Origin of the sequence: Paenibacillus sp. FSL H3-0457 (assembly GCF_037981725.1) — a bacterium.
Lineage (GTDB): Bacteria > Bacillota > Bacilli > Paenibacillales > Paenibacillaceae > Paenibacillus > Paenibacillus amylolyticus.
On the sequence record NZ_CP150283.1, the window covers coordinates 1,922,778 to 1,948,237 of the forward strand.

Consider the following 25,460-nt stretch of genomic DNA (forward strand, 5'->3'; position numbering starts at 1 on the left):
GAACTTCATGAGGAATTGTGCGATATATAGCTCTCAGTTTGACCTAGATCAGCTGTTTGAATTGATTCAATCCATTTATCCTGAGGGTACGATTGAACGCCGGGAAGATAAGACCCATATTCAAGTGACTCAGAAAAAATGGCTCAGTAAGAAAACCAAAGGCTTTAATATCATGACCAGCCAGACACATCCTGAGGAATTTACGACAATGATTCAGGGCATGCTTGGATTTTTGAGTCAGATTGAGGGGCGCAATGCTTCGCTCCAGGAAAAGGTATTGATCAAATGTTCCACATTGAACATGGTGGTTGGTATTGAGACGGAAGAGGATATCTCGGAAGAATTCTTCGGCGAGTTATTACGGTTGGCTGATGCGCTGGATGCTGTTATCTTCTGGGGAGGTGGATCTCTGCTGAATGCACAAGGTCAGCTATTGCTGGATGTGAATGGAGAATCAGAGGTGGAGGATTACACGGTGACAGCGCACACCAGTTTCCTTGACGGTAACAGACCGCAGTCGGAGTCGGGCATTCAACGTAAAGCGCGGTCAGAGCAACTGTTGACTGAACAAGGCATTCCGTATAATGCGAACTTGCCCGTAAGGGCCGGAGACGAGCACACCACGATTCGGAGTAAAGAGGAAGTCGCGCGTCGTGCGGTTGCCCTATGTCTTGCCGCGCTTAAGGGTGAGTGTCTGGGAGCCGGCGAAAGTGCGGATGATACCGCAGCACTGGTTCAGGAAGTGATCGACAAGTATGAGGCTGAATCCTTTTTCTCACCCGCAGAGAAGAGGTTTATCGACCAGCACGGAGCAGAGCAGCAGGAGATCATCTCCTTCTCTTGGGGATATGAAGCGTACCACGTAATGTTGTGGGCGCTTGGTTATGTGAAGGAACTAGGTGCACCAACGGAGTTATGTAACGTAGGGAAGGATGTCGGTTATTTGCAGCAGAAGGATAGTTTTACCGACTTTCTCTCCGATGCATCTCTGCGTAACAAAAGCGAGATTCTGGATGAAGCAGATCTGATCTACCGTTATAACTGGGTGTGCGTGGATAGTCGGGTGAATGACAAAACACCTCCCGCTGGCCTGAATGGTGGAGTGGCTTATGAACGTCACCGTGCATTGAACTGGCTGATCTGTTATCTGGATCTGGCGTGGGATGATGTGCGTACAGATACGTAGAACGGGATGATGTGACGGCCTATTGTAAATAAACAAAACATAACACAACATACAACAATGCAAATACCCCTTTAGCCGCACAAATACGGTTAAAGGGTATTTGATATTCTGCCATATTACCCACTATGTCTGCCAAACTGTTCACGAATAATGACATCAGCAAGAATCAACTTTTTCTCGACATTGCTCTCTGGATTCGCAATGCGCCATAACATCTGATCCACTGCACGCGCACCGAGTAACTCCTTGTTCACATTAACTGTGGCAAGTAATGGGATATTGTCGTATAGATTATCAAATCCCGTGACAACACACTGATCGGGTACACGAATACCCATACTCTCAAGGGCTTCTATGGTGTATAGCCCATAGAAATCATTCGCACATACAAACACTTCAGGCAGGTTATCCTCACTGATCACCGAAGTGAACGTCTGGCGGAACTCATCCAATGCCTGATTACTCAGCTCGGGAATCTGATGTATTTCCATCCCATGACCCATAAGCACAGAAGTATACGCAATCCAGCGTTCATAGAAGCTATGAGCATCCCCGATATTGCCAACGAACTGGAATGTTTTGAAACCCTTGCGGAGCAAATAGAGCATGATCTCTCGCATGGATGCAAAGTTATCGGTGAATATGCTGTCACTGTGAAAAACAGGGTCCAGATGATCCACCATCACAACCGGAATACTGAGACGCTTGATTTCAAGCAGAATCGGGGTCGAGATAGAGCCAACGGTAATGATCCCTCGAATGGCATCCGGGTTGAGTAGGGTAAATAGCTGGTCTGCTGAGGGTTCCGTTAAGGTCAGAATATTAATCCCTTTTTGGTTCAGCTTGGAAGAGATCCCGTTAAAGACGGGGCCCCAGTATACGGAGTCTTGATTTTGGTACCGAACATTGGGGAACAAAATCAAGATCGTTCCGCTTGAACGTGTGTTCTTTGGTTCCTGAAGTTCATGGCTGTTATACAGTTCACCAGACAACATGCTGTTATCTTTGAAATATCCAAGTTTGCCAGCGGCCTTGAGAATGACATCCCTCGTTTGATCGCTAACGCCCGATTTTCCAGACAAAGCTCGTGACACCGCGAATTTCGACAAACCCGTAAAATGTGCAATCTCCTGAATTGTTACCTTTGTCTTCATCATACCATCCTTACACTCGTAGTTCTGCCGTATTCCTTATTTGGAGCGATATCCAACGATTCTAGTATAGCATGATGTATTTCTCTTAATCTAATAACGGACAGAGAATTCAAAATGTTAGTGATGCACAGTATTTTAGGATGAACGTTCAACGTGACGGCAAGCATATTTTCAGATAGTATGACGAATTTTGTCTGCTTAATTATTATTTTGTTATTTTATAAAAATAACAAAATAAACAAAGTTAGAATCATGGTTTAATATGTTTGTACTTAGAGTCCAGGATATTGAATAAGCTGTGACACAGGCATGTTACAGCTTAATCAGCATTTTATCAGAGAAATTAGAAAATGTTAACAACAAAAATGTTGACGCTTACATTTTGCTGTGTTAAATTTTGTTTGTCAAAAGCAAACAAAGAAATAACAAATGGTGGTGGTTTTTTATTTTCGATTGGTTGATGAATGGGGTTAACGATTTGGGGTGAACCATGATTGGTATACACATTCGGGGAGGTTGTTAAAATCATGATGAGAAGATGGAATGTTCTACCTCTGATGTTATTGGCTGTGATGCTTTTTGTATCCGCTTGCAGTGGTGGGGGGACAGCGCAGACGGGGACCGAAGCAGAGGGAACAACGAACTCAGGTAACAGCACTGAGGTCGCTGAGACAGAGAAAGAGGGCGAAGCGGAAGAAGCTGTGGTTAATGTGCCTGATCTGGGTGGGCGTGTCATCAAGGTCGCGGCCTGGTGGGACTTGAAACCGGCGGGAGAGACGGCCTCCGATAAGGCCAGACTTGATAAAATTGCAGAGGTCGAGAAGAAATACAACGTGAAACTGGAGTTTGTTAACGTACCTTTTGAAGAATACATGAACAAATTCACAACGTCTGCACTGGCTGGCGAACCGTTCGCCGACATCGTTCAGATGGAGTACAAATCTGCACTACCCGCCATCCTCAAAGGGCAACTATTGCCCATCTCCGAATTCACTACACCTGAGAATAACATCAACCAAGAGGCTAACCTGATTGCAAAATTTCCTGCCATTGCAGGCAACGAATACGCCTTCGAATCTCCAACCAGCATTGGTCTGGGACTTCACTATAACCGTGACTTGTTCAAAAAATTATCTTTGCCTGATCCTCAAGAACTGTATAACCAAGGCAAATGGGATTGGGATAAGTTCATGGAACTTGCCAAACAGGCAACCAAAGATACCAATAACGATGGCAAAACTGACGTATACGGATTTTCTGGCTGGGCGCTTGATGTCGTTCGTCATTTTACCGCAGCCAATGGTGGAACAGTCGTGGATGATACCAATAGCAAAGAAGGATTGTCCGATCCGAAAACGATTGAAGCTGCCGAATTTGTCAAACGCCTGTATAACGTGGAAAATGTCGTGAAGGTCAAAACCGGCGACAAAACCAATTGGGAGGAAAGCAATACGTTCAAAGATGGAGATGTAGCTCTGTTCACCGCTGCTGAATGGCAGTTGGGCGATCTCACCTTTGCGGTTGGTGTTGTGCCGATTCCGAACGGGCCACAGGGTAGCAAAGAGGTAACGTATGCAAACAACGCAGCATCAGCGAAGTTCATTCCTAAAGGTGTGGAAGATCCAAAGATCGTCTACCAAATCTATGAAGAGACCTTCGACATCCCGCAGATTGAAGAGTATCCAGGTCAAGATTATCTGGAGAGTCGTTATACCGACGAGAAGGATATTGCGATCATTCGCGAGCACATCGCTGGAACCGGCCGCATCTTGCTGGATGATGCCTACACAGGATACCCTTTCGGGGATTATGTGAACGATATCATCAAAAACAATGCTTCCGTGACAGCAACAGCCGAGAAATACAAAGCACAGGCACAAGCTGCAATTGATAAACTCGGCAAACAATAACAACACTTATCACCAGCAAACGATTCAGGCAGGGGGCTCGTGTCGGCAATGTTGCACGGAGCCCCTTTTCCTGAACCACCAAATCGGCATTGCTGGCATCAGCCTTGATGAGGAGGACTCGTAGGATGGCTGGAATTCTACAACGTAAGACATGGATATTGTCCACAGTAATCATCGTGGCGGCAGCCTGCATCATTCTATATATAACTTCCGGCGCTGATGGAAAGAGTGCAAACATTCCACCTGGCAGTCTGCCTGCCATTGAAGTGGATGCAGTCTTGCAGCAGACCCGGCAGAAAAAGGGATACGAACAGTATCGATCCGGAACGGATCAGGCTACACAGCCGAATGTGGACATCACCATTGAAGCAGGAGATTACATAAAAGCCGAAGGTGAAGACGTCCGCAAACTGACTAATTATGAAGGAATGGATGGTGTATCTCTCCATACCGGAGAGACCGGACAAGTCGATTGGACGATTAATGTGCCGGAGACTGGGCTGTATAACCTGTCCACGATCTATTTTCCCGTTGAAGGCAAGAGTTCAGCCATTGAGCGTGCATTGTACATTGATGGTGAACTTCCTTTTGCAGAAGCCGCCTATTTGCAGTTTGACCGGGTATGGGCGAATGAGAAAGATGTCGTTGAACAGGATAACCAAGGCAATGACCTTCGCCCGAGACAAGTGGAGCAACCACGCTGGCTGGAAGAAACGTTTCAGGACTCCGACGGGTACGAACAGACTCCATTCAAGTTTTATTTGGAAAAAGGGGAACACACGCTAACGCTAAAATCATCACGCGAACCCATGGTGATTCGGTCCATTCGTCTTTTCAATGAGAAGACAGCTGTTCCTTACGCGGAAACTGCGGGGGCACAACAATCGGATTCCTCTGGGCAGCCGAAGGATATACTTATTCGCATTGAAGGAGAAGCCGCGATTGCCAAATCTTCACCTACGTTATACCCGACCAGCGAAAGGTCAAGTTCTGCTGTATCTCCTTACAGCGCTTCCCAAGTACGCATTAATACGATTGGCGGCTTTAACTGGCGTCTGCCAGGACAATGGATCGAATGGGAAGTGGATGTGCCGGAAAGTGGACTGTATCATATCGGTTTTACCGCACAGCAGAATTTTGTCAAAGGCATCTATTCTACACGCAAACTGACCATCGATGGTGAAGTTCCGTTTGCAGAGATGGCGAAAGCACCTTTCCGTTATCAAAGTGACTATCGTATTGACGTGATGGGCGGCAAGGATGCATACAAGTTTCACTTGGACAAAGGAAAACATGTGCTGCGGCTGGAGAACAGCCTCGGTGACTTCGCACCGCTTATCCGCAATGTGGAGGACAGTCTGTACAACTTGAACTCCATGTACCGACGCATTCTGATGATTACAGGCACGAAGCCTGATGAATTCCGGGACTATCGGGTGGAAAAGCAGATCCCGAACCTGCTGGAAGTATTCAGCGGAGAAAGTAAACGCCTCAAGGACGTGGCTGCACAGCTTCGTCTCTTGTCAGGACAGTCCAGCGATCAGGAAGCGCTGATCAAGACGATGGCGCTGCAACTGGACGAGATGATTGACAAGCCGGATACCATTCCAAGACGGCTTGCGGCTTACAAAACCAATACGGGCGGACTCGGAACTTGGGTGCAGCAGGCACGAGAGCAGCCCCTTGAGATTGACGCACTGTACGTCACTTCGATTGACCAAGATATTCCCGGAACAGGTATGGGGCCACTTGCCAAGCTTGGTCATGAAGCCAAGATATTCTATCATTCGTTCTTCATTGATTATAACCAGATTGGTAATGTAGCTACATCTGAAGATCAGCGTACGGTAACCGTCTGGATTGGTAGCGGACGTGATCAGGCGAATACGATGAAAGCGATGATTGACAAGACCTTCACACCAGACAGTGGTATCAATGTCAATCTGAAGCTGGTGAATATGGGAACCTTGCTGCCAGCGACTTTGTCCGGTGAAGGACCGGATGTAGCGATGCAGATCGGCAATGATCTGCCGGTGAACTTTGCGATGCGGAACTCGGCTGTAGATCTGACGCAATTCAGTGATTATAGCATCGTGGAACAGGAGTTCAGGGAAAGTGCAATCGTGCCGTATGCCTATGATTCAGGCGTATATGCCCTGCCGGAAACGCAAACCTTTAACATGCTGTTTTATCGTAAAGACGTGCTCGAAGAACTCGGACTTGAAGTGCCTCAGAACTGGGAGGATGTCGAAGCTCTGCTCGCGATTCTGAGCAAGAATCATATGGAATTTGGTATGCCGATTGTGACCCAGGCGAATATGCAAGGTGTCAATATTCCGCCGAACTCGCAGTATGCCACGATGCTGCTTCAGAACGGCGGCGCCTTCTATCGTAACGATGACAAGGAGTCGGATCTGGATTCAAGGATCGGAATTGAGACGTTCAAGCAGTGGACGGAGTTCTATACCGATTACAAGTTAGAGCGGGAATATGATTTTGCCAACCGTTTCCGGACAGGACAGATGCCTATCGGACTAACGGATTACACCATGTACAACCAATTGTCCGTATTTGCACCGGAGATTCGCGGACTATGGGGATTCGTTCCTGTCCCGGGAACCGTTCAGGCGGATGGAACCTTGAATCGGGATGTACCGGGTGGAGGCAGCGCGGTCATGATGCTGGAGAGTGCCAAGGATCAAGATGCGGCGTGGGAGTTCATGAAGTGGTGGACCAGTACACCGATTCAGGCGGAATTCGGACGGGAGATGGAAGGACTGATGGGTGCCGCTGCCCGGTATCCAACGGCCAACATCAAGGCGCTGGATTCCCTGCCGTGGCCTGCGGAGGATTACGCCAATCTCAAGGCACAATTCGAAACGGTGAAGGGCATTCCTGAAGTACCCGGTGGTTATTTTACAGGCCGCCATCTGTTCAATGCATTTTACAAAACCGTTGTTGGCCAAGTGGAAGCCAGGGAATCCATCATGGATTATACCCAATATATTCAGGACGAGATTCGAGTCAAACGTAATGAATTTGGTCTTCCGTAAGCAGAGGGAGGGTTAATCGTGCCACAAATATCACTCCGAGACGGACAAAACAGTCCTCCTGAGAAAGCGTCAAGGATGGGCATGAAATCGTGGTGGAGCTGGAAGCTCCAGGAAATGAAGGCCAGCAAACATTCCTATGTCCTGCTTGCACCTTATATGCTCCTGTTCCTCATGTTTACCGTGATTCCGGTTGTCATCTCGATCATACTCAGCTTCACCTACTTTAACATGCTGGAATTCCCGCGTTTTATTGGCTGGCAGAACTATACTCGCCTGTTTCTGGAGGATGATGTATTCCTGATTGCAATCAAGAATACGTTGTTGTTCGCCATCATTACCGGGCCGATCAGTTATATTGCTTGCTTTGTCTTCGCGTGGATCATTAATGAGTTAACACCGAAATGGAGAGCGTTCATGACGCTGATCTTCTACGCGCCCTCCATCTCGGGCAATGTGTATTTTATCTGGCTGATGATTTTCTCGGGAGATCGTTATGGTATTGCCAATGGGCTGTTGATCAAATGGGGTTTTCTGCTGGAGCCAATCCAATGGCTGAAGACGGAAGCCTACATTATGCCTATTCTCATTCTCGTGCAGCTATGGCTGAGTCTCGGAACCGGATTTCTGGCGTTTATCGCTGGTTTGCAGACGGTGGACCGGACATTGTACGAAGCGGGAGCGGTGGATGGGATCAAAAATCGCTGGCAGGAACTATGGTACATTACCCTGCCTTCGATGCGTCCACAGTTGATGTTCGGCGCAGTCATTCAGCTGACAACCTCGTTTGCCGTGGCCGATGTGTCGATCGCGCTGGCCGGGTTCCCAAGTGTGAACTATGCGGCAGAGACTGTGGTGACCCATTTGATCGACTTTGGTACTACGCGGTTTGAGATGGGATATGCATCGGCGATTGCCACCGTGCTGTTCATGATTATGGTGGGCACCAACTTGCTGGTACAGAAACTGCTTCGAAGGGTGGGAGAATAGCTATGGCTGCAATTGCGACAGGCAAAAAACGCGTGAATCGTTCGCTATCGGGAAGCCTCTCCCTGTTTGCCCTTCTGCTCGTTTTTGGTGCCTTCATGGTGCTGCCGTTGATCTATGCGATCAACAATGCATTTAAACCATTGGATGAGATTTTTACCTTTCCACCAACGCTGTTTGTCAAAAATCCCACGTTCAGCAACTTTACAGATCTGCTGAATCTGCTGAGTGACTCGTGGGTGCCTTTCTCACGTTATATATTCAACACGGTATTTATTACAGGCATCGGTATCGTAGGCCATGTACTGCTAGCTTCCGCAGCGGCGTACCCACTTGCCAAACACAAGTTTCCGGGCAAAGTATTCATGTTCCAAGTGGTCGTACTGTCACTGATGTTCACACCTGCGGTAACGGCAATTCCAAACTATATGATCATGTCATGGCTCGGATGGATCGACACGTACTGGGCTGTTATTATTCCGGCATTTGCCTATTCACTCGGGTTGTATCTGATGAAACAGTTCATGGAGCAGATCCCGGATGCACTGCTGGAAGCAGCCAAGATTGACGGTGCCAGTGAATACCGAATCTTCTGGTCCATTGTCATGCCCAATGTGAAACCAGCCTGGCTTACATTGATCATACTGCTGTTCCAGATGTTATGGGGCAGTGATGGCAATGGGTACATCTACAGCGAGCAGCTCAAGACCCTGCATTATGCAGCAGGTCAGATTATTCAGGGCGGAATATCCCGGGCAGGAGCGGGTGCTGCGGTAGCACTGATTTTGATGAGTGTGCCGATCACGCTATTTATTTTCTCTCAGAGCCGAATCATTGAGACGATGGCGAGCTCGGGCATGAAGGATTAAGGGGGAACGATATGGCACGCACAGTGAAAAGATGGCTTGTTCTCCTGACGGCAGTATCTCTGCTGCTGGTGAATGCCGTGCCTGCGGCGGCCTCCCCGGCGCCGTATGAGAGTTATAACTACAACTACTGGAAAGAGGCTGTACCTTCACCAGATGCCTATCTGCCCGAGCGTACCATATCAGGCCGTGATCTCGGCATTAGTGAGTTTAAAGACCCTGGTGATGTGAACGTTTCACCCTCCGGGTTGATCTATATTTTGGATAGTGGCAACAGCCGAATTGTTGTATTGGACCCAGACTTTAAGCTGCTGCGCGTCATTGATGGATTCATGATGGATGGTAGCAAGGAGACCTTCAACCTTCCGGGCGGATTGTTCGTGGATGAGCAAGAACGCATATACGTCGCCGATACAGGCAACGGTCGTGTGGTTGTCCTGGATGGAGAAGGGACACTGATTCAAACCATCACGAAGCCCAAGTCGGATATCCTGTCGACCCAATTCCAGTTCCAGCCTTTGAAGCTGACGGTGGACCATGTAGGCCGAGTGTATGTTGTGGCGCAGGGGGTCTACGAAGGGATTATGCAGTTTGACGAGAGTGGGAAATTTATCGGATATGTCGGTACCAACAAAGTGGAGCGGGACTACGGCGAATATATCTGGCGCATGTTATCAACCAAAGCCCAGCGCGCACAGATGGTTCTCTTTGTTCCAACGGAGTTCTCCAATGCGGATATTGACCACAAAGGATTTGTGTATGCAACGAATATTGATCCCGGCTCAAATGAACCGATCAAACGGCTGAATCCGTCTGGTGAAGATGTACTGAAGCGGTTTGGTTATTACGATGTCAAAGGCGATATCCGGTTCCGCAACAATCCGGGTCCATCCAAACTGATCGATGTGAAAGTGCTGGGCGACGGCATGTACAGTGTATTGGATGCGACACAGAACCGGGTGTTCACGTACGACGATGAAGGTCATCTGCTCTACATATACGGTGGCAAAGGAAATCAGGTGGGCACGCTCAAAACACCTGTCGCGATTGAACAATCAGGTGAGCATCACTTGGTTCTGGATCGGGGCAAGAACAACCTTGTTGTCTATGAGCCAACCCGTTTTGGTGCCCGTGTGAATGAAGCGGTGGCACTCCACTATCGGGGCGAGGACACGGAAGCCGTGAATATATGGCGAGAAGTGCTGAAGCTGAATGCCAACTATGACATCGCCTATATTGGTATCGGCAAGTCCTTATTAATGGAGAAGAAAAACGAGGAAGCGCTAGGTTACTTTGAACTTGGGATGGATCGCAAGAGTTATTCTGTGGCGTTCAAGAGGCATCGGCGGGAGATGATGAAGGAACATTTTGGTACATTCCTGACCGCTGTAATCGCGCTGATTGTCATTCTGATCCTGACCCGGGTGACGGTTAAATGGAGACGGAGGAGGCAGGTTGATCGTGAAGCAGGATTTCATTAAGTTTCCGCTGCATCTCATTTTTCACCCCATTGATGCATTCTGGGACCTCAAGTCAGATAACCGGGGACGGCTGTTTGTTGCTTTTGCAGCATTGGCGCTTACCATTGTTATGATGATTTTGCAAAAGCAGTACGCAGGATTTCTCGTTAATTACATCGATCCTCGTACGATTAACAGCATCATCGAAATCGCCACGGTTGCAGTACCTTTCTTTCTATGGTGCATGGCCAACTGGGCGGTAACAACTTTGATGGAAGGGGAAGGCAAGTTCAAGGAAATCGTTCTGGCGACAGGTTACTCGCTCATTCCGGTTATTCTGATCTATGCCCCAATGATCGTGATCAGCCGTTTTATGGTGCAGGAGGAGACTGCTTTTTATTATCTGTTCAATAGTATTGCGTTCTTCTGGTTTGTGTTGCTTCTGTTCATTGGCATGATGACGGTGCACCAGTACACGGTGATTAAAACGATCATTACGATGGTGCTGACACTCATTGTGATGGGCATTATTGTATTCCTTGGCGCACTGGTCTTTAGCATGCTGCAACAGCTGTACGAATTCGGTTATAACATTTACCGCGAGTTGATTTTTCGGACCTAAAGGAGGCGGCATCCGTGAACAAAAGGCAACGATTATATACGGTGCTGGCTGGTGGTACAGCTGTAATCATGATTGCAGCCGGGCTGCTGTATATAAACAACAGGGGAGTTCCTGCCGTAGAAGCCGCGGCTTATCTGGATACGACAACCCAAGCCATGCCCGTCACGGAGGAAACATTGCAGTTCCTTAGCGACTCCTCGCAGGGTGTGCCTGGTATGCAACTGGTCGCCGAAGATCAGAGACTCGCCCTGTACTATAACGAGGAGACAACGGAAATTGCAGTACGTGACGGGAAAAGTGGAGAGATCTGGTACAGCAATCCGAAAGAACGGGCTGAGGACGGTCTTGCTTCCGCGTATGAAAAAGAGGTGCTGTCGTCCCAGTTAAATGTGTCTTTCCGGGATTCGATGGGCACACTGGAGAACTTTCCGAATTTCAGTTCGAGTATTAGCAACAAACAATTCACAGTGGGTCAGATCGATCAAGGGATTCGGGTCAACTATACACTTGGTGATACATCACTTGGCATTGATGCGCTGCCGAAGTTGATTAGCAAACAGCGACTGGAGGAGAAGGTTCTTTCCAAGCTGGATGCTACTGTCGCAAGATACACATCTGCCCGATATTATCCAACCAAGAACAATCCGGATATTCTGGAGCGGCTGGATGGACAGATCTCGAAGCAACTTGTGCTGAACAAGATGCTGGGTGCCTTTGAGACGGCGGGGTACACTGCGGACGATCTGGCTTTTGACAATCAGGAGAATGGAGTCGAAGGCGGAGGTGTATCGGATAAGCCCAGCTTTGTCATTTCTGTGGAATACCGATTGGATCAAGGGGCGCTTGTTGTGACTGTACCTCTAAGCCAAATAGAAGAAAGTGGGCAATACCGCATTCGGAATATTGATTTGCTCGCTTATTTTGGTGCTGCGGATACAAAGGGCGAGGGTTATATGCTCGTGCCGGACGGTTCCGGCAGCCTGATCCACCTGAACAACGGGAAAACCCAGGAAGAGCAGTATGTACAGCGCGTCTATGGCGCAGACCCGAATGATAATTCGCTTAGTCGTCCTCAGGTTAGTGAATCAGCGTATATGCCTGTGTTTGGTCTGAAGAACGGGGAGCATGCCTGGTTTGCAGTCATTGAAAAAGGGGACGGCATCGCCAGTATCTCCGCAGATATTGGAGGCAGACAGAATAGCTACAACCATGTGCATGCGACCTTCTCCCTGCGGGGGGAGGATGAGTTGGAGATGTATACCTCGCAGAAAATGCAGGAGATTCAGCTACTTAGCGAAGAGCCTTTCCGTGGAGATATTCAGGTGCGCTATCATTTCCTTCAAGGAGAAGAGGCCAGTTACTCGGGTATGGCCCGCCTGTATCAGCAGCAGTTGATAGAGCAGGATGTACTGAAGCCGCTCGCAGAACAGACGGAGTTGCCGTTCTATGTGGATGTGCTTGGTGCAGTGGACAAAAAGGCTTCGTTCCTAAGCGTTCCCTATCGGACCACCTTAGCCATGACGACGTACGAACAGGCCACCGAAATGGCGACGAAGTTACAGCAGGAAGGTGTGAACCGCGTACAAATGCGTTATCAGGGATGGTTCGGTGGTGGCATCAGCCATCATACGCCAACCCGGGTGAAATTGGACAGGGAAGTAGGTAGTCGTTCCGAGATACAAGCATTGTCAGCTAAGCTGGAGCAGTCGGGTGGAGCTCTGTTCCCGGATGTGGCTTTCCAGCACATGTATCACGATGATTTGCGCTTTGCTCCTTCCTCGGATGCAGCTCGGTTTGTAACGAAGGAGACAGCAGAACTGTATCCATACAATCCTGCGCTTAATCGCATGGATCAGAGTAAGGACAGCTATTATTTGCTTTCAGCGGCCAAGCTTCCTTATGTGGTGAGTGAGTTTGCTGACAAATTCAATAAACTGGACCTCGGTGGATTATCCCTTCGTGATCTCGGGCAGGTCTTGACTTCAGATTATCGGGATAGTCGGGTGATTCATCGAGAGACGGCGAAAAACATTGTGAAGGAGCAGTTGGGCAAGCTGGAACAGTCCTATCCGAACCTGATGGTATCCGCAGCAAATAGCTACGCTTGGGGAAGTGCACAACATGTTGTGAATGCACCCGCAGGGTCGAGTCGGTTCAATATTACCGATGAAGAAGTTCCTTTTTATGCGATGGTCATTCATGGATACATGAACTATGCGGCATCTCCAATGAACACGTCGGGGGATCAGGATCTCCGCAAACAGTTGCTGCGCAGTCTGGAGCTTGGGGCAGCTCCATATTTTCAATGGACCTATGAACCATCATCCAGGCTGAAGCTGACGAATTATGATTCGGCATATGCAACGGAGTATGTATATTGGGTGGATGATGCCGTTGCCTTGTATAAGCAGGCCAATGAAGTGCTGGGAAATCTGGCGAATGAGCAGATTCTCAAGCATGAACGCATTCAGGATGGCGTTGTCCGGATCACCTATACTGGGGGTACATCCATCCTTGTGAATTACAATGCGGATGCAGTAACCGTGGATGGAACAACGGTTGGCGGGACGGACTATGTGGTGGGAGGAGTGAACCGATGAGAAGCATTCGATTATCGCTGAAGTCACGGAGAGCGTTGCTTGGACTTGCATTTATTTCTCCGTGGCTGCTCGGTTTCATCTTCCTCTTTGCCACACCACTCCTGCAATCGATTCGGTTCAGTCTGAGTAATCTGTCCGTTGCTCCGGGCGGGTACGTTCTGGACTTCGTTGGATTTAAAAATTTCAAGGATGCACTTCTGGTTGATGCTACATTCAACCGGATTCTGGTGGATTCAGTTGGAGCGATGGTACTTAACGTGCCGATGATTCTGTTCTTCAGTCTGTTCACGGCGACACTGCTCAACCAGAAGTTCAGAGGCAGAACGATGGCACGTGCGATCTTTTTCCTGCCGGTTATTTTGGCTTCCAGTGCAGTTGCAGCAGCTGAGTCTGCGGGATTAATCAATCTGATGGGGGATGCGAGTGCGGTGGATGCATCAGCCGATGGCGGTGCTTCGTTCAACGTGGTATCCATTGTGCGGATGCTGGCGGATGTGGGACTACCGATGGCCTATGTGGATTACATCGTTGAAGCCATCATGCGAATCTATGAGATTATTAGCAGCTCGGGTGTACAGATTCTGATCTTCCTTGCCGCGTTGCAATCGGTACCGGGATCGATGTATGAGGTTGCGAAGATCGAAGGGGCGACAGCTTATGAATCATTCTGGAAAATTACATTTCCCATGGTCAGTCCGTTGATTCTGACAAATGTCATCTATACGATCATTGATTCATTTGCCGGGAGTCCAGTCACACAGGCCATCTACCAAACTGCATTCAAAACCCAGAACTTTGGCTTAAGCTCGGCGATGTCCTGGCTGTACACACTGGTGATTGGTCTTGTATTGATCGTAGTGGGCTGGGTATTGTCACGGCGGGTTCACTACAACTGACGGTTAACATTAAGGGAGGCTTCAGATTATGGCTGCATCAGGGACAGATCGCATGGTGGTAGTTCCGAAGCAGAATTATCACATGCATCGGGTGCGAAACAAGACATCGGACCTTCTCTATTCCATATTCAGATATGCACTGGTCATCGGCATTTCATTTATTATTTTGTACCCGTTATTTCTCAAAGTGTCAGTTGCGTTTAAGGATAAACAGGATATCTACAATCCAACGATCTATATGATTCCCCAGCACTTTACATTGGATAATATCCGGCTAGCGGCGCAAGTGATGGATTACCTGCCTCTGCTGGCGAACACGTTATTGTTTGTTACCATCACAACGCTTCTGACAGCGATATCCTGTGCACTTGCCGGATATGGCTTCGCCCGGTTTTCGTTTCCGGGTAGTAATGTACTCTTCATCCTTGTGATTCTGACGATTCTGGTGCCGACAAGCACACTTATGGTGCCAATGTATCTGCATTTCCGCAGCTTTGACTTTCTGGGCATCATCCAGTTGTTCTCTGGAAAAAATGGCATCAATCTGCTGAATACGTATTGGCCTTCCATGATCACGGCTGCTACAGCGGGAGGGCTGAAGGCGGGGCTGTTCATCTATATTTTCCGTCAGTTCTTCAAGGGCATGCCAAAGGAAATCGAGGAGGCTGCATTGATTGACGGCGCAGGTGGATTCAAAACGTTTGCTCGAATCATGCTGCCCAATGCAATCTCGCCGTTGATTACGGTTATTCTGTTTTCGTTTGTATGGCAGTATAACGATACCTTCTATTCGGCATTATTCATGAGTGAAAGTCCACTGATCTCGCTGAAAGTGGCTTCCTTACCTGCTCAGGCGAACCAGTTGATTCCGCAGCTGATGGGCTTTGGCTCGAACTCGGGCATCAAGGCCGATCCAAACTATGTGGCGATGATTGTCGATACAGGCATTTTGCTGGCTATTGCACCCCTGATTATTTTGTATCTGTTTGTGCAACGTTATTTCGTGGAGAGTATTGAACGTTCTGGTGTAGTGGGTTAACATGTTAAATCCAATTGGAGGTGTAGAGATGACAGTGCGTGAGATCAGCAGAGTTCCGGTGAATAAAGCAGCGACTCCCGAAGCAAAAGAACTGATGGCGTTCCTGGTAGAGCGTTATCAAAAAGGGATGTTGTCAGGCCAGCAGGATTATAGCAATCTAAACTGGATTAATGAAAATACAGGCCGGAAACCAGCTGTGATTGGCTTTGATCTCATGGAATATTCGCCATCAAGAACAGAGCGCGGTGCGGTCTCCCAAGAGATTGGGGATGCGATAGACTGGCATAAACAAGGCGGGATCGTGACATTATGCTGGCACTGGAACGCACCGACGGATCTGATCGATGAACCGGGTAAAGAGTGGTGGCGGGGGTTCTATACGGACGCGACAACCTATGATCTTGCCTCCGCGATAGCTGATACTGAATCGGAAGCATATCAGTTATTGATTCGGGATATCGATGTTATTGCTACACATTTGCAAGAGTTGAAGGATGCTGGTGTGCCTGTATTATTCCGACCACTTCATGAAGCAGAAGGTGGGTGGTTCTGGTGGGGAGCGAAAGGCCCCGAATCTGCCAAACAGTTATATTGTTTGTTGTATGATCGATTGGTTCAAGAACATCAGCTGCACAATCTTATCTGGGTCTGGAACTCGGAAAAACCGGAATGGTATCCGGGTGATGATATCGTGGATATTGTGAGTGTAGATGTATACCCAGAAGCGGGAGATCACAGCCCGCTGGCGGCACGTTACACCAACCTGCGAGAGCTTGTGAAGGATAGTAAAATCATTGCACTGGCCGAGAACGGCTCCATCCCTGATCCTAAGCAGATGAAGGAGCAGGATGTACACTGGAGTTGGTTCTGTACCTGGACAGGTGGATTCCTGAGAGACGGGACATATAATGAACTAACGTTTTTGAAGGAATTGTACCATAGCAAAGAGGTCATTACGCTCGATCAGTTACCGAAGTGGAGTTGGTTATAAGAATCCCATGTCCAACTTGAATTGGAATCAATGAAGCGCACATTTGTTAATGGAACCCATCACCCCTGAAACATTAGAAGTTGAACAACCATTTAGTTTGACGGGTGTAACATAGCTTGGATATTGGTATGTAAAGTCACGCTGGAAGTGAACAAAATATACGATTGATTCACTGTGCGGATCAGAATCCTCTCGCTTGTGCCATTGACTGGACCGATCCGAATGGCGGATGGTTCGCTTCCACCGTACGTATCATCCAGGGTGACCGATGTGATATGTGTGATGGGAATTTCAATTTTGGAAAACTGCCACCGGATGACCAGTTGATCTTCTACTTTTTTCACGTTAACACCAAACATAGGATGACCTCCTGTTGTGATTCAAATTATTGAAGTAATCTCGTATGTCCAGTTTATCATATTTTGGATAAAATTACCTTATTAATAATAAAGAGTGACGATTTCTATCAACTGATATCAGGGATGGGAACTTGATGTAAAACATACAGGATTAACCATGATACATATCGAATACAAATAGAGGAATTAGAGAACTTATACTCCAACACAAAGGGTGTGCCACATGACGAATCTATTCGAACATTGTTCAGGTCAAACATTATCTGCCAACCTGAGATGGCTGAACGAGCCAGCAGATTGGTCCATTGAAGACGGCAAAGTAACGATAACCGTTTCGCCAATCAGTGACTTTTTCATTGATCCGGGTGGTGAGCCGGTGAAAGCTTCAGCTCCATTTTTACATACGATAGTCAAAGGAGATTTCAGCATCGTCACTCAAGTACAGGTGGACATGAAAGAACAGTATGACTCCGGGTGCCTGATGGTGAGGGTGGACGATACGAATTGGGCTAAAGTCTGCTTTGAGTATTTTGAAGAACAGCCGTCTATTCTTAGTGTTGTTACTCGTGGTAACTCGGATGATTGTGTATCCGCACCTGTAGAGGTTAGCAAGCCTTATTTACGTGTAGCCCGGGCAGGCAACAGTTTTGCTTTCCATTATTCTCAGGATGGAGAGAAGTGGAAGCTGGTTCGTTATTTCGGACTCGACTGCCCGGAAGAGATCAAAGTTGGCATTGTGGCCCAATCCCCCATTGGGCAAGGGACCACGGTTACTTTTACAGACGTAGAGCTTCAACATGGGGTGACCGGAAGTGTTCGCCGGGTAAAATAACAGCGATCAGAAGGTTGTTCTGTCATTTATTTCACCCGAATTAACATTCCGAACAGACCGAGTATAGCAAAGGCCAGAAATGCCGTTGTATTGGAAAACACTTCGATCGTATACCCTGCCATGGATGAGCCAAGAAATTGCCCAACACCCAGCGCGAGAAAGGCAAGGCTAATTCCGATGGACACATTTGGACTGAATAGTCTCGTCGCCCAAACGATAAATACACTGGTCAGGAAAATATACGTGCTGCCAAATATGATCGCAGAGATGAGACTGGCAGTCATTGAAGGCAGAAGGATAACCCCGAGCGAAATAGCCAATAAAAGTATGCCTATTCGGTAGGACCACCCAATCTCGAACTGTTCAATAATGCGACCAGCGCATCCACCGAGTATCCCCATAACCCCCATCACAATCCAGAACAACACGGCTTCCGAATCGGAGGCCCCTTTCTCGTCTGTGAGGAAGTTCCGGGCAAAGGTCCAGTAGATTGCAGAACTGAAACCTGTCAACAGACAAGCCATGAGCAGAGCAGACCCTGGTCTGGTAGGTTTCATACATGTCCAGAGAGACTTGGTACAAGGCAGTGTCTTGGTTGCCGGAATAACACGTCTGTTCCACAAAAGAACCACAACACCGATTACAGCAAACAGGATGTAGGTTAGACGCCAGTAATCCGTGAACAGCCAGTAGAGTGGACCTGATATTACAATTCCGAAGCTGGTCCCTGTGTTAATCCAGCTGTTGCCTCTTGCTTGTAGCTCGGGAGCAAGCTCGGCATTAACCGTGTTACCGAGGGCTGGAGAGGCCCAGCCTGTACTCAAACCTGCTAGAAATATACTAAATGTAAGAACCCATGCATTCTGAGCCAGGGCAATGCCGGTTAATCCGAGCACTGCGCTGATCCCTGCCAATTGAATGACATAATGATGTCCCTTGCGATTAATCAACAGTGGTGCAGTTAGAAGGGACAGACAGTAGGCAATATACGTTCCTGAGTTAATCGCGCCAGAGGCTGCATCATTTAATTGTAAGGCTTCCGAAATTTCCGGCATAAACAATCCATAACTGAATCGCCCGAATGCATAACATACAGCGATAAGTGCAATGCCTGGAAAGATAATTTTTTTCATTAAATCCACCGCCTTTTAGATAGAACGATCATTATATTTCTTATTAAATAAAAAAGTGAGTTGAAATATTAACTCACCCGGAATAGCTTTATTTGAAACTGGTCTGCGTCATATGGATCAGTTCAAGGCAGACGTCATTTACATTTTCTGTCTCAGCAAGTGCCGTGGAACCCTCCAGCAGCAGGGAGAATCGCAATAGATCTCGATCACTTGCAACAGGCGCCAATGTTTGGATTAAAGTTCGCATATGTCTTTTATGCGCATTTACTGTCTGCACGATGATATGGTCCGCATGACCTCCGAATTCTTCTTTGGCGCGTAAAAATAAGCAACCTCTTGATTCGTGTTCCTTCAACCAGGTTGCATGTCCTTCAGCCAGATTGAGGAACATAGGTTGTGCTTTATTGTCTGCATATTGCCTGAGCTGTTCTAAATAACGCTGTTCGCGTCGTAAGAGTACCTGGACAATGAGATCATCCTTGGACTCAAAATGATTATATAACGTCATGATGGCAATCCCGGCATCCGTGATAATCCGCTTCAAGCCGATGGAATGGAAGCCGTGGAGGTAGAATAATTCTTCAGCCACGTTCAAAAGCATTTCTTTTTTGCTGCTCATATTCAATGATACTCTCCCTTCAAAATAAGATAGAACGATCATTATACTTGTAGGCTATAATAATTCGTTGACATTGTCAAATTTTGTGACTCCCCTTGTCTTTGGTTAGTTCAAAGCCTGGGCAGGGCGTTATATGAAAAAAGTCGTTGCACATTAACCGGACATATGAGAGCACAACATGACAGGTTTTTGGGTGGTTTATCCGTTATATTAGACATCAAGGAGTGATTATTACATGAACTGGATCAACGCATTACAGGTCGCTATTCAATATATGGAAGACCACTTACTCGAAAATATGACGATGGAGCAGATTGCAGCGCAGGCCCATATCTCTCCTTTTCATTTTCAACGTACCTTTGCCTTATTAACTGATGTTACTGTAGCCGAGTACATAAAACGCAGACGATTGACACTGGCGGCACATGAGCTGCTTCAAAGTGATCACAAAATCATTGATCTGGCATTTAAATACGGTTACGACACACCGGAATCTTTCTCCAAAGCATTTCGTAGACAACATGGGATCGCACCCAGTGAGGCTCGAAAGAATAGTAACGCTGTCCAATCGTATAATCGTCTGGTGATTCAAGTGAGTATAAAAGGAGCAGAGCCGATGAAATATAAAATTGTTGAACATCCCGAATTTACGTTGGTTGGAGTGGAGCAAACTTTCTCATATGCAGATGGAGAACATCTGCAAGGCATCGGGAAGATGTGGCAGGAAGCGTGGACAAGCGGTACAGAGGATCGTTTATTTGAACTGAACAACGGGGATATTCCAGGTTTACTCGGTGTCGTTGTGGATCAGAGCGAAATCCAGGAGAAACAGATGCAATACTGGATTGCTACGACTTACGATGGTGAAGTACCGGAAGGATTATCAAGCTTCACCATGCCTGCTTCCAAATGGAGTGTATTTGAGGTAGAAGGCCCGATGCCGGAGAGTATGCAGCTTCTGTGGAAACGGATTATTTCGGAATGGTTTCCATCCAACCCTTATGAGCACGCATATATGCCGGAGCTGGAAGTATACCCGGGGCCCAATCAACCTCCACAAATCTGGATACCGATTAAATAAATTTTAACCGTTTCAAACTCGATCATTGTCGCCCATAAACATTCGGATAACCGAAGCTGTTTATGGGTTATTTGGTTGTGATTAATCAGAGATTCGAAGTTGTACAGAGGATGTTCAAGCGTTGTTCATTTTATTGCAGATAGGTAAACATGATATATTGGAACGAAGGTTAACAGCAATAAGAGGACAACGAGGTAAACCGCAGGAGGCAGATATGTTATATGAGGACCCATTCATTCAGACGATCATCCAACACGAGCAATTAATGCATGACCTGCGGAGAGTTCGTAGTCTCCATTTGCCTCAAAGTTACATAGGTGCAGGATATATTCGTAATTATTGAATAATAAGTGATTTGCGGAATAATGGGTACAAGAAGGAGTGTCTACGGATTTGATAAAAAAGTTCTTACAAAAAAATGGACTGATCATTGATCTTGTCCTGTTGGCATGTTTTGTGGCATTTCTGGCCTTCTGGGGCCAAAGATTCCCAGTCATGTTTTTCGGAATGATCACGGTGGCTTTTATCGTACTAAGACGGATTGACTATCAGAAGCATGTTATTCTGAAACGGATTATCCTTACCGGATTTGGCGTGGTTGCCGTCTCTTTTGTCATTATTGAAGCCCTTGTATTCACACAGCTTGGTGCGAATGATCCGGAAGAAGCGGACTATGTCATTATTCTGGGTTCAGGCATCCGTGGAACGGAATTGTCATTGACCTTGAAGCAAAGGTTGGATGCCAGTCTGGACTACATTCGCAGTCACCCTCAGACACCCGTCATTGTATCGGGTGGGCAGGGACCTGGGGAATCGATTCCCGAAGCGCTCGCCATGAAAAACTATCTGATTGAACAGGGGATTAACCCTGCCCAAGTGATTATGGAAGATCGCTCCACAAGTACACAGGAGAATTTGGCCTTTTCCAAAAAAATCATTAATGAGTCCGGGCTGGAGCACCCCGAGATCATGATTGTCACCAGTGACTATCATATGTTTCGATCCAAGTATATCGCTGCCAAGAACGGTTATGCAGCAGAATACGGCATATCGGCTCCGTCACCGGGTTATCTGAAACCCGTCAACATGATCCGCGAATATTTTGCTACGATCAAAACATTTATCTAATGCACATGACAGAGAAACGGAAACAGGACGAAGCGGAGATCTATGATCTATGCTTCGTCCTGTTTGCATATAAGGATGGTTATTGCTCCTTAACGATAGGTTATTTTTCTGAAGGAGCAGGTACAGTTACTGAAACCTTATCCCCAGGGAGAGCTACGATTTCAGGAGATTCACCCTTAAAAGGAACAGTGGCTGATTCTACAACTTTAGCCTCAGAAGGTTCAGTAGTGGATGGAACAGTAGCAGACGGAACTGGCACAGCTTCGGAAACTTCATCCTCAGGGAGAGTCACGATCTCAGGAGTTTCGGTAGTAGAAGGAGCAGTTACAGCTTCGGAAATTCCAACCTTGTTGGGAGAAGCTACGATTTCAGAAGATCCACCCGTAGAAGGAACAGTCACAGCTTCAGAAGCCTCAGCCTCCACTTTAACTGTGTGGTTTGATGCCCACACTGCGGTGGACGTACTTACGCCTGTAATAAGCAGGAGGGCTCCCATACTTATTATCCAATGTTTCTTTTTCAGTTTCTTTACATTAAACATAATCATCAATCTCCTTTTTAATTGTTTGCCTTCACCCGACAGGGACGAACAAAATTGAGCAGGCATTTTCTTGGTTCCCGCCATCACATTTAAAATTGTCTCACCATATCGTCTTCGTTCTTCGTGGGACATCTCTTTCACCACATCTTCATCACAGGCCAACTCGCTCCAAGTATGAATGTCCCGGCGAATCATATGAATCAGGGGATTGAACCAGTGCAGGGCAATAACCCCCAAGGTCACAGCCTTGACCCACAGATCTTTATGTTTTAGATGTACCAACTCATGATGAATTACCATGCTGATGTCCATTTTCACCGTATTTTCGGGTGGCAGATATATCGTGGGTTTAAACAAGCCAACCAGTATAGGGCTTCGTACTAGCGTGCTGTGAGCAAGCGTGATATTGCGTTTGAGACCCAAAGCCTCTTTGATTAATGGTAGCTGTATAGCTGCTTCACTATGACAGAGGACCGGGGTACGTGTACGAGATAAATCATTCAAAAATCTTCTATAACAGTACACCTGCCATGCAGAAAAACTGATGACTCCAATACCCCAGACGCATAACAAGAACCAGGCTGTGGTTACCGAGATGGTTTGTTCCGGGATAAACGTTCCTGCAAGTACGCCCGAAGTTGCTGCATTCTCCGTACCTGGTATAGTTGATGTCGTTTGGAATGCAATATCCAAAAGCCATGAAAGGCCAAGAGATACCGGGAACAGATAAAACAAGATAGCCAGTTTACCGAGTCTGTAGAGCCACTTGGTCGGAAAAACAGATACGGGTCTAAGTCGTAGTGCCAAAATACAAACAGAAACGATACTTCCCGCCACGGTCAGGCTGCACAGAATCTCAAAAAAGATATTCATCATCTGCACCTACTTTTCCGAAAGCCATTTTTTCAGTTCTGAAATGTCATCGTCTGAAAGCTTGTCACCGTCATACATGGCCGAAACCAAATTCTTGACTGAACCTTGATAGAGTCCATCAAGAACATGCTGCGTTTCCTGTAGTTTGTAATCTTCGGGTTGTAGAAGAGGCTCATAGTCATTGGTTCGTCCACGTCTCGTAACGGTAAGAGCGCCTTTATCCACCAACCGTGACAGAAAGGTAGACATGGTCTGCGCTTTCCACGCTTTCCCCTTCTCAGCAAATATGTCTAATAGTTCTGTGGAGGTGACCGGTGGGGCGCATGACCATATAACAACCATTAACTCCATTTCTGTTTCGGATAATTTTTGAATCTGGTTCACAGTGAACACTCCTTAACATCGTTATGCGTCCATAACGATCGTATTACTACACTACGTAGTACGTATAAACTACTACAACTTGTAGTGGATAGTCAAGTTATCCTGATAGATGATTGCCAAACCATGTTATAATATAGGTCATTAATAGAAGAACGATGTAGGAGTGAATGATCATTACAGCATATCAATTACCTGCTCTCTATGAGCAGAAGCGAGTTTCAATGCACGAGATGGAAGAGATTGTACGCCTGTTGGCGCAGGCACCGCTATTATATGATGATGGACAGAGCATTCAGGTTCAGGATTACATGGGAGGTTTGGAGGTCGAACTTGAGCATGAGGTACGCCGTGCAGTGACCGAGTTGTACGAACTGGCTGTTCAGGCCTGCCGCGCCTTCGCCGATCCATTGGCGTACGAGCAACTTCAAGATGCGCTTGGGTTACAGGCTGAGTTATGGCAGGAGGAAGTGCTTACTCTTGCAAAGTGGATGGATTGGCTGAAGCAGATCAGCGAAGGAAAGAGAACACTGCCAGAGTACAACTTTACAGCGATGCTTGGGAACTTGCCGGACGGATTCATGATCCATGATTTTTATGATGAACTCCGATATCAGCTGGAACAAAACCCTGCAAACGCATGGGCTATCGAAGAGCGGGATCGCATGTACGCAGCCTTGGGTGCGAATTAAATCAAACCAACGGGTCACCGGCGGTGTTAATCTAATATCTGCATTTTGCATGCATAGAAACATTCCAATCTATATCTTGCGAATTCTTTACCCAGTATGGGAAATGAGGGGATACCGTGAAGAAGGTTGTATTAGCTGGTGGAACGGGATTTGTCGGACAGGATTTTGCCCAAAGGTTCAGAAAGCTGGGGTATGAGGTGTTAATTATCTCGCGTCAGCCCGGTCATATTGCCTGGGAGGATCGTGCGGGAATTATAGGGGCACTGGAAGAGGCAGAAATATTGATTAACCTGGCAGGTAAATCGGTGAACTGCCGTTATACGGAGGAGAATCGCAAAGTCATTCTGGAATCCAGAACCCGGACAACGCGCATTCTCGGCGAAGCCGTCCTGGCTTGTAATCAACCTCCTGAATTATGGATTAATTCGAGTACAGCAACCATATACAGACATGCTGAAGATCGTCCCATGACGGAAAAAGAGGGCGAGATTGGCTCCGGGTTCTCGGTCGACGTTGCCAAGGCATGGGAACAGGCTTTCTTTGAATTCAGTCTGCCGTCTACACGTCAGATTGCACTGCGGATTGCGATTGTGCTGGGCGAGGGTGGCGTGATGGTGCCCATGACGAACCTCGTCCGTTTTGGACTGGGAGGATCTCAAGGCGCAGGAACACAGCAGTTCAGCTGGATTCATATCGAGGATCTCTTCCGCATGGTAATCTATCTGCAAGAGCATCCACACTTGAATGGTGTGTTCAATGCTTCCTCTCCGCATCCGGTGACGAATCGGGAGCTAATGGCGCGTATGAGAGAACAGATGGGTGTGCGGATTGGACTACCTTCTCCTCGCTGGATGCTTGAACTGGGCGCACGTTTTATTCAGACCGAGACGGAATTGGTTCTCAAAAGTCGTTGGGTAATTCCTGAGCGAATGGAGAGGGAAGGATTCACGTTCACATACGGTACGCTAGATGCAGCTCTTGCCGAGATCTTGAATAAGAAGAAATGACACTTCATAACAAAAGAAAATACAACAGGAAGGGCAGAGGCATCTGCCCTTCC

At 47.2% G+C, this 25,460-nt stretch carries 22 protein-coding genes; 16 read left to right on the forward strand and 6 right to left on the reverse strand.

Annotation, left to right across the window (positions count from 1 at the left end; translation table 11 throughout):
* Nucleotides 1-7: 7 nt before the first annotated feature.
* On the forward strand, nucleotides 8-1,186 hold the full coding sequence (locus MHH25_RS08725; RefSeq protein ID WP_338708170.1) for a DUF4272 domain-containing protein: 1,179 nt from the start codon (nucleotides 8-10) through the stop codon (nucleotides 1,184-1,186).
* Nucleotides 1,187-1,302: 116 nt separating this feature from the next.
* Here MHH25_RS08725 and MHH25_RS08730 read toward each other — a convergent pair whose 3' ends face one another.
* The gene (locus tag MHH25_RS08730) at nucleotides 1,303-2,343 is read right to left on the reverse strand and encodes a LacI family DNA-binding transcriptional regulator (protein WP_235193769.1); all 1,041 of its coding nucleotides are present in this window, start codon (nucleotides 2,341-2,343) and stop codon (nucleotides 1,303-1,305) included.
* Nucleotides 2,344-2,870: 527 nt separating this feature from the next.
* Between MHH25_RS08730 and MHH25_RS08735 the strand changes: the two genes are divergently transcribed.
* From MHH25_RS08735 to MHH25_RS08780, 10 genes are all read left to right on the forward strand, one after another.
* Nucleotides 2,871-4,250 (forward strand): extracellular solute-binding protein, encoded by a 1,380-nt coding sequence (locus MHH25_RS08735; protein WP_340020478.1) that lies wholly within the window; start codon nucleotides 2,871-2,873, stop codon nucleotides 4,248-4,250.
* A gap of 125 nt (nucleotides 4,251-4,375) precedes the next feature.
* Entirely contained in the window at nucleotides 4,376-7,303 is a 2,928-nt protein-coding gene (locus MHH25_RS08740; RefSeq protein WP_340019809.1) for an extracellular solute-binding protein, read from the forward strand.
* Nucleotides 7,304-7,378: 75 nt separating this feature from the next.
* Complete coding sequence (locus MHH25_RS08745) at nucleotides 7,379-8,290, forward strand: sugar ABC transporter permease (RefSeq protein ID WP_047842211.1); 912 nt, start codon at nucleotides 7,379-7,381, stop codon at nucleotides 8,288-8,290.
* A gap of 2 nt (nucleotides 8,291-8,292) precedes the next feature.
* Nucleotides 8,293-9,156 carry a carbohydrate ABC transporter permease gene (locus MHH25_RS08750; protein WP_017689719.1) on the forward strand — a complete coding sequence of 288 codons (864 nt, stop codon included), beginning with the start codon at nucleotides 8,293-8,295 and terminating at the stop codon, nucleotides 9,154-9,156.
* Nucleotides 9,157-9,167: 11 nt separating this feature from the next.
* Nucleotides 9,168-10,634: an NHL repeat-containing protein gene (locus MHH25_RS08755; RefSeq protein ID WP_340019810.1), complete on the forward strand. Its 1,467-nt coding sequence runs from the start codon at nucleotides 9,168-9,170 to the stop codon at nucleotides 10,632-10,634.
* A complete protein-coding gene (locus tag MHH25_RS08760; RefSeq protein WP_047842213.1) occupies nucleotides 10,615-11,235 on the forward strand; it encodes a Yip1 family protein in 621 nt (206 codons plus the stop codon). The genes MHH25_RS08755 and MHH25_RS08760 overlap by 20 nt, the downstream gene beginning before the upstream one ends.
* Nucleotides 11,236-11,249: 14 nt before the next feature.
* A complete protein-coding gene (locus MHH25_RS08765; protein ID WP_340019811.1) occupies nucleotides 11,250-13,835 on the forward strand; it encodes a DUF5696 domain-containing protein in 2,586 nt (861 codons plus the stop codon).
* The gene (locus MHH25_RS08770) at nucleotides 13,832-14,731 is read left to right on the forward strand and encodes a sugar ABC transporter permease (RefSeq protein WP_340019812.1); all 900 of its coding nucleotides are present in this window, start codon (nucleotides 13,832-13,834) and stop codon (nucleotides 14,729-14,731) included. Before MHH25_RS08765 ends, MHH25_RS08770 begins: the two co-directional genes overlap by 4 nt.
* A 28-nt stretch (nucleotides 14,732-14,759) precedes the next feature.
* Nucleotides 14,760-15,770 carry a carbohydrate ABC transporter permease gene (locus MHH25_RS08775; protein ID WP_084174508.1) on the forward strand — a complete coding sequence of 337 codons (1,011 nt, stop codon included), beginning with the start codon at nucleotides 14,760-14,762 and terminating at the stop codon, nucleotides 15,768-15,770.
* Nucleotides 15,771-15,798: 28 nt separating this feature from the next.
* On the forward strand, nucleotides 15,799-16,761 hold the full coding sequence (locus tag MHH25_RS08780; protein ID WP_340019813.1) for a glycosyl hydrolase: 963 nt from the start codon (nucleotides 15,799-15,801) through the stop codon (nucleotides 16,759-16,761).
* 92 nt (nucleotides 16,762-16,853) lie between these two features.
* Here the strand turns inward: MHH25_RS08780 and MHH25_RS08785 are convergent, their stop codons facing one another.
* Entirely contained in the window at nucleotides 16,854-17,120 is a 267-nt protein-coding gene (locus tag MHH25_RS08785) for a hypothetical protein (protein ID WP_017689713.1), read from the reverse strand.
* Between the two features lie 223 nt (nucleotides 17,121-17,343).
* On the opposite strand from MHH25_RS08785, the gene MHH25_RS08790 reads away from it, so the two are divergent.
* Entirely contained in the window at nucleotides 17,344-17,952 is a 609-nt protein-coding gene (locus MHH25_RS08790) for a DUF1349 domain-containing protein (RefSeq protein ID WP_100529551.1), read from the forward strand.
* 26 nt (nucleotides 17,953-17,978) lie between these two features.
* Here MHH25_RS08790 and MHH25_RS08795 read toward each other — a convergent pair whose 3' ends face one another.
* On the reverse strand, nucleotides 17,979-19,085 hold the full coding sequence (locus tag MHH25_RS08795; RefSeq protein ID WP_340019815.1) for an MFS transporter: 1,107 nt from the start codon (nucleotides 19,083-19,085) through the stop codon (nucleotides 17,979-17,981).
* Between the two features lie 88 nt (nucleotides 19,086-19,173).
* Entirely contained in the window at nucleotides 19,174-19,704 is a 531-nt protein-coding gene (locus tag MHH25_RS08800) for a TetR/AcrR family transcriptional regulator (RefSeq protein WP_036610260.1), read from the reverse strand.
* A gap of 235 nt (nucleotides 19,705-19,939) precedes the next feature.
* Here MHH25_RS08800 and MHH25_RS08805 point away from each other — a divergent pair, with 235 nt between their 5' ends.
* Together MHH25_RS08805 and MHH25_RS08810 are read left to right on the forward strand one after the other, a co-directional pair.
* On the forward strand, nucleotides 19,940-20,785 hold the full coding sequence (locus MHH25_RS08805) for an AraC family transcriptional regulator (RefSeq protein WP_340019817.1): 846 nt from the start codon (nucleotides 19,940-19,942) through the stop codon (nucleotides 20,783-20,785).
* Between the two features lie 393 nt (nucleotides 20,786-21,178).
* On the forward strand, nucleotides 21,179-21,913 hold the full coding sequence (locus MHH25_RS08810) for a YdcF family protein (protein WP_340019818.1): 735 nt from the start codon (nucleotides 21,179-21,181) through the stop codon (nucleotides 21,911-21,913).
* Between the two features lie 100 nt (nucleotides 21,914-22,013).
* Here MHH25_RS08810 and MHH25_RS08815 read toward each other — a convergent pair whose 3' ends face one another.
* Both MHH25_RS08815 and MHH25_RS08820 read right to left on the reverse strand, forming a co-directional pair.
* Nucleotides 22,014-23,330 (reverse strand): M56 family metallopeptidase, encoded by a 1,317-nt coding sequence (locus tag MHH25_RS08815; RefSeq protein WP_340019819.1) that lies wholly within the window; start codon nucleotides 23,328-23,330, stop codon nucleotides 22,014-22,016.
* A gap of 6 nt (nucleotides 23,331-23,336) precedes the next feature.
* Nucleotides 23,337-23,711, reverse strand: a complete 375-nt coding sequence (locus MHH25_RS08820) for a BlaI/MecI/CopY family transcriptional regulator (RefSeq protein ID WP_340019820.1) — start codon at nucleotides 23,709-23,711, stop codon at nucleotides 23,337-23,339.
* 167 nt (nucleotides 23,712-23,878) lie between these two features.
* On the opposite strand from MHH25_RS08820, the gene MHH25_RS08825 reads away from it, so the two are divergent.
* Both MHH25_RS08825 and MHH25_RS08830 read left to right on the forward strand, forming a co-directional pair.
* Nucleotides 23,879-24,400: a hypothetical protein gene (locus MHH25_RS08825; RefSeq protein ID WP_340019821.1), complete on the forward strand. Its 522-nt coding sequence runs from the start codon at nucleotides 23,879-23,881 to the stop codon at nucleotides 24,398-24,400.
* Between the two features lie 116 nt (nucleotides 24,401-24,516).
* Entirely contained in the window at nucleotides 24,517-25,407 is an 891-nt protein-coding gene (locus MHH25_RS08830; protein ID WP_340019823.1) for a TIGR01777 family oxidoreductase, read from the forward strand.
* The last annotated feature ends 53 nt before the right edge of the window (nucleotides 25,408-25,460 follow it).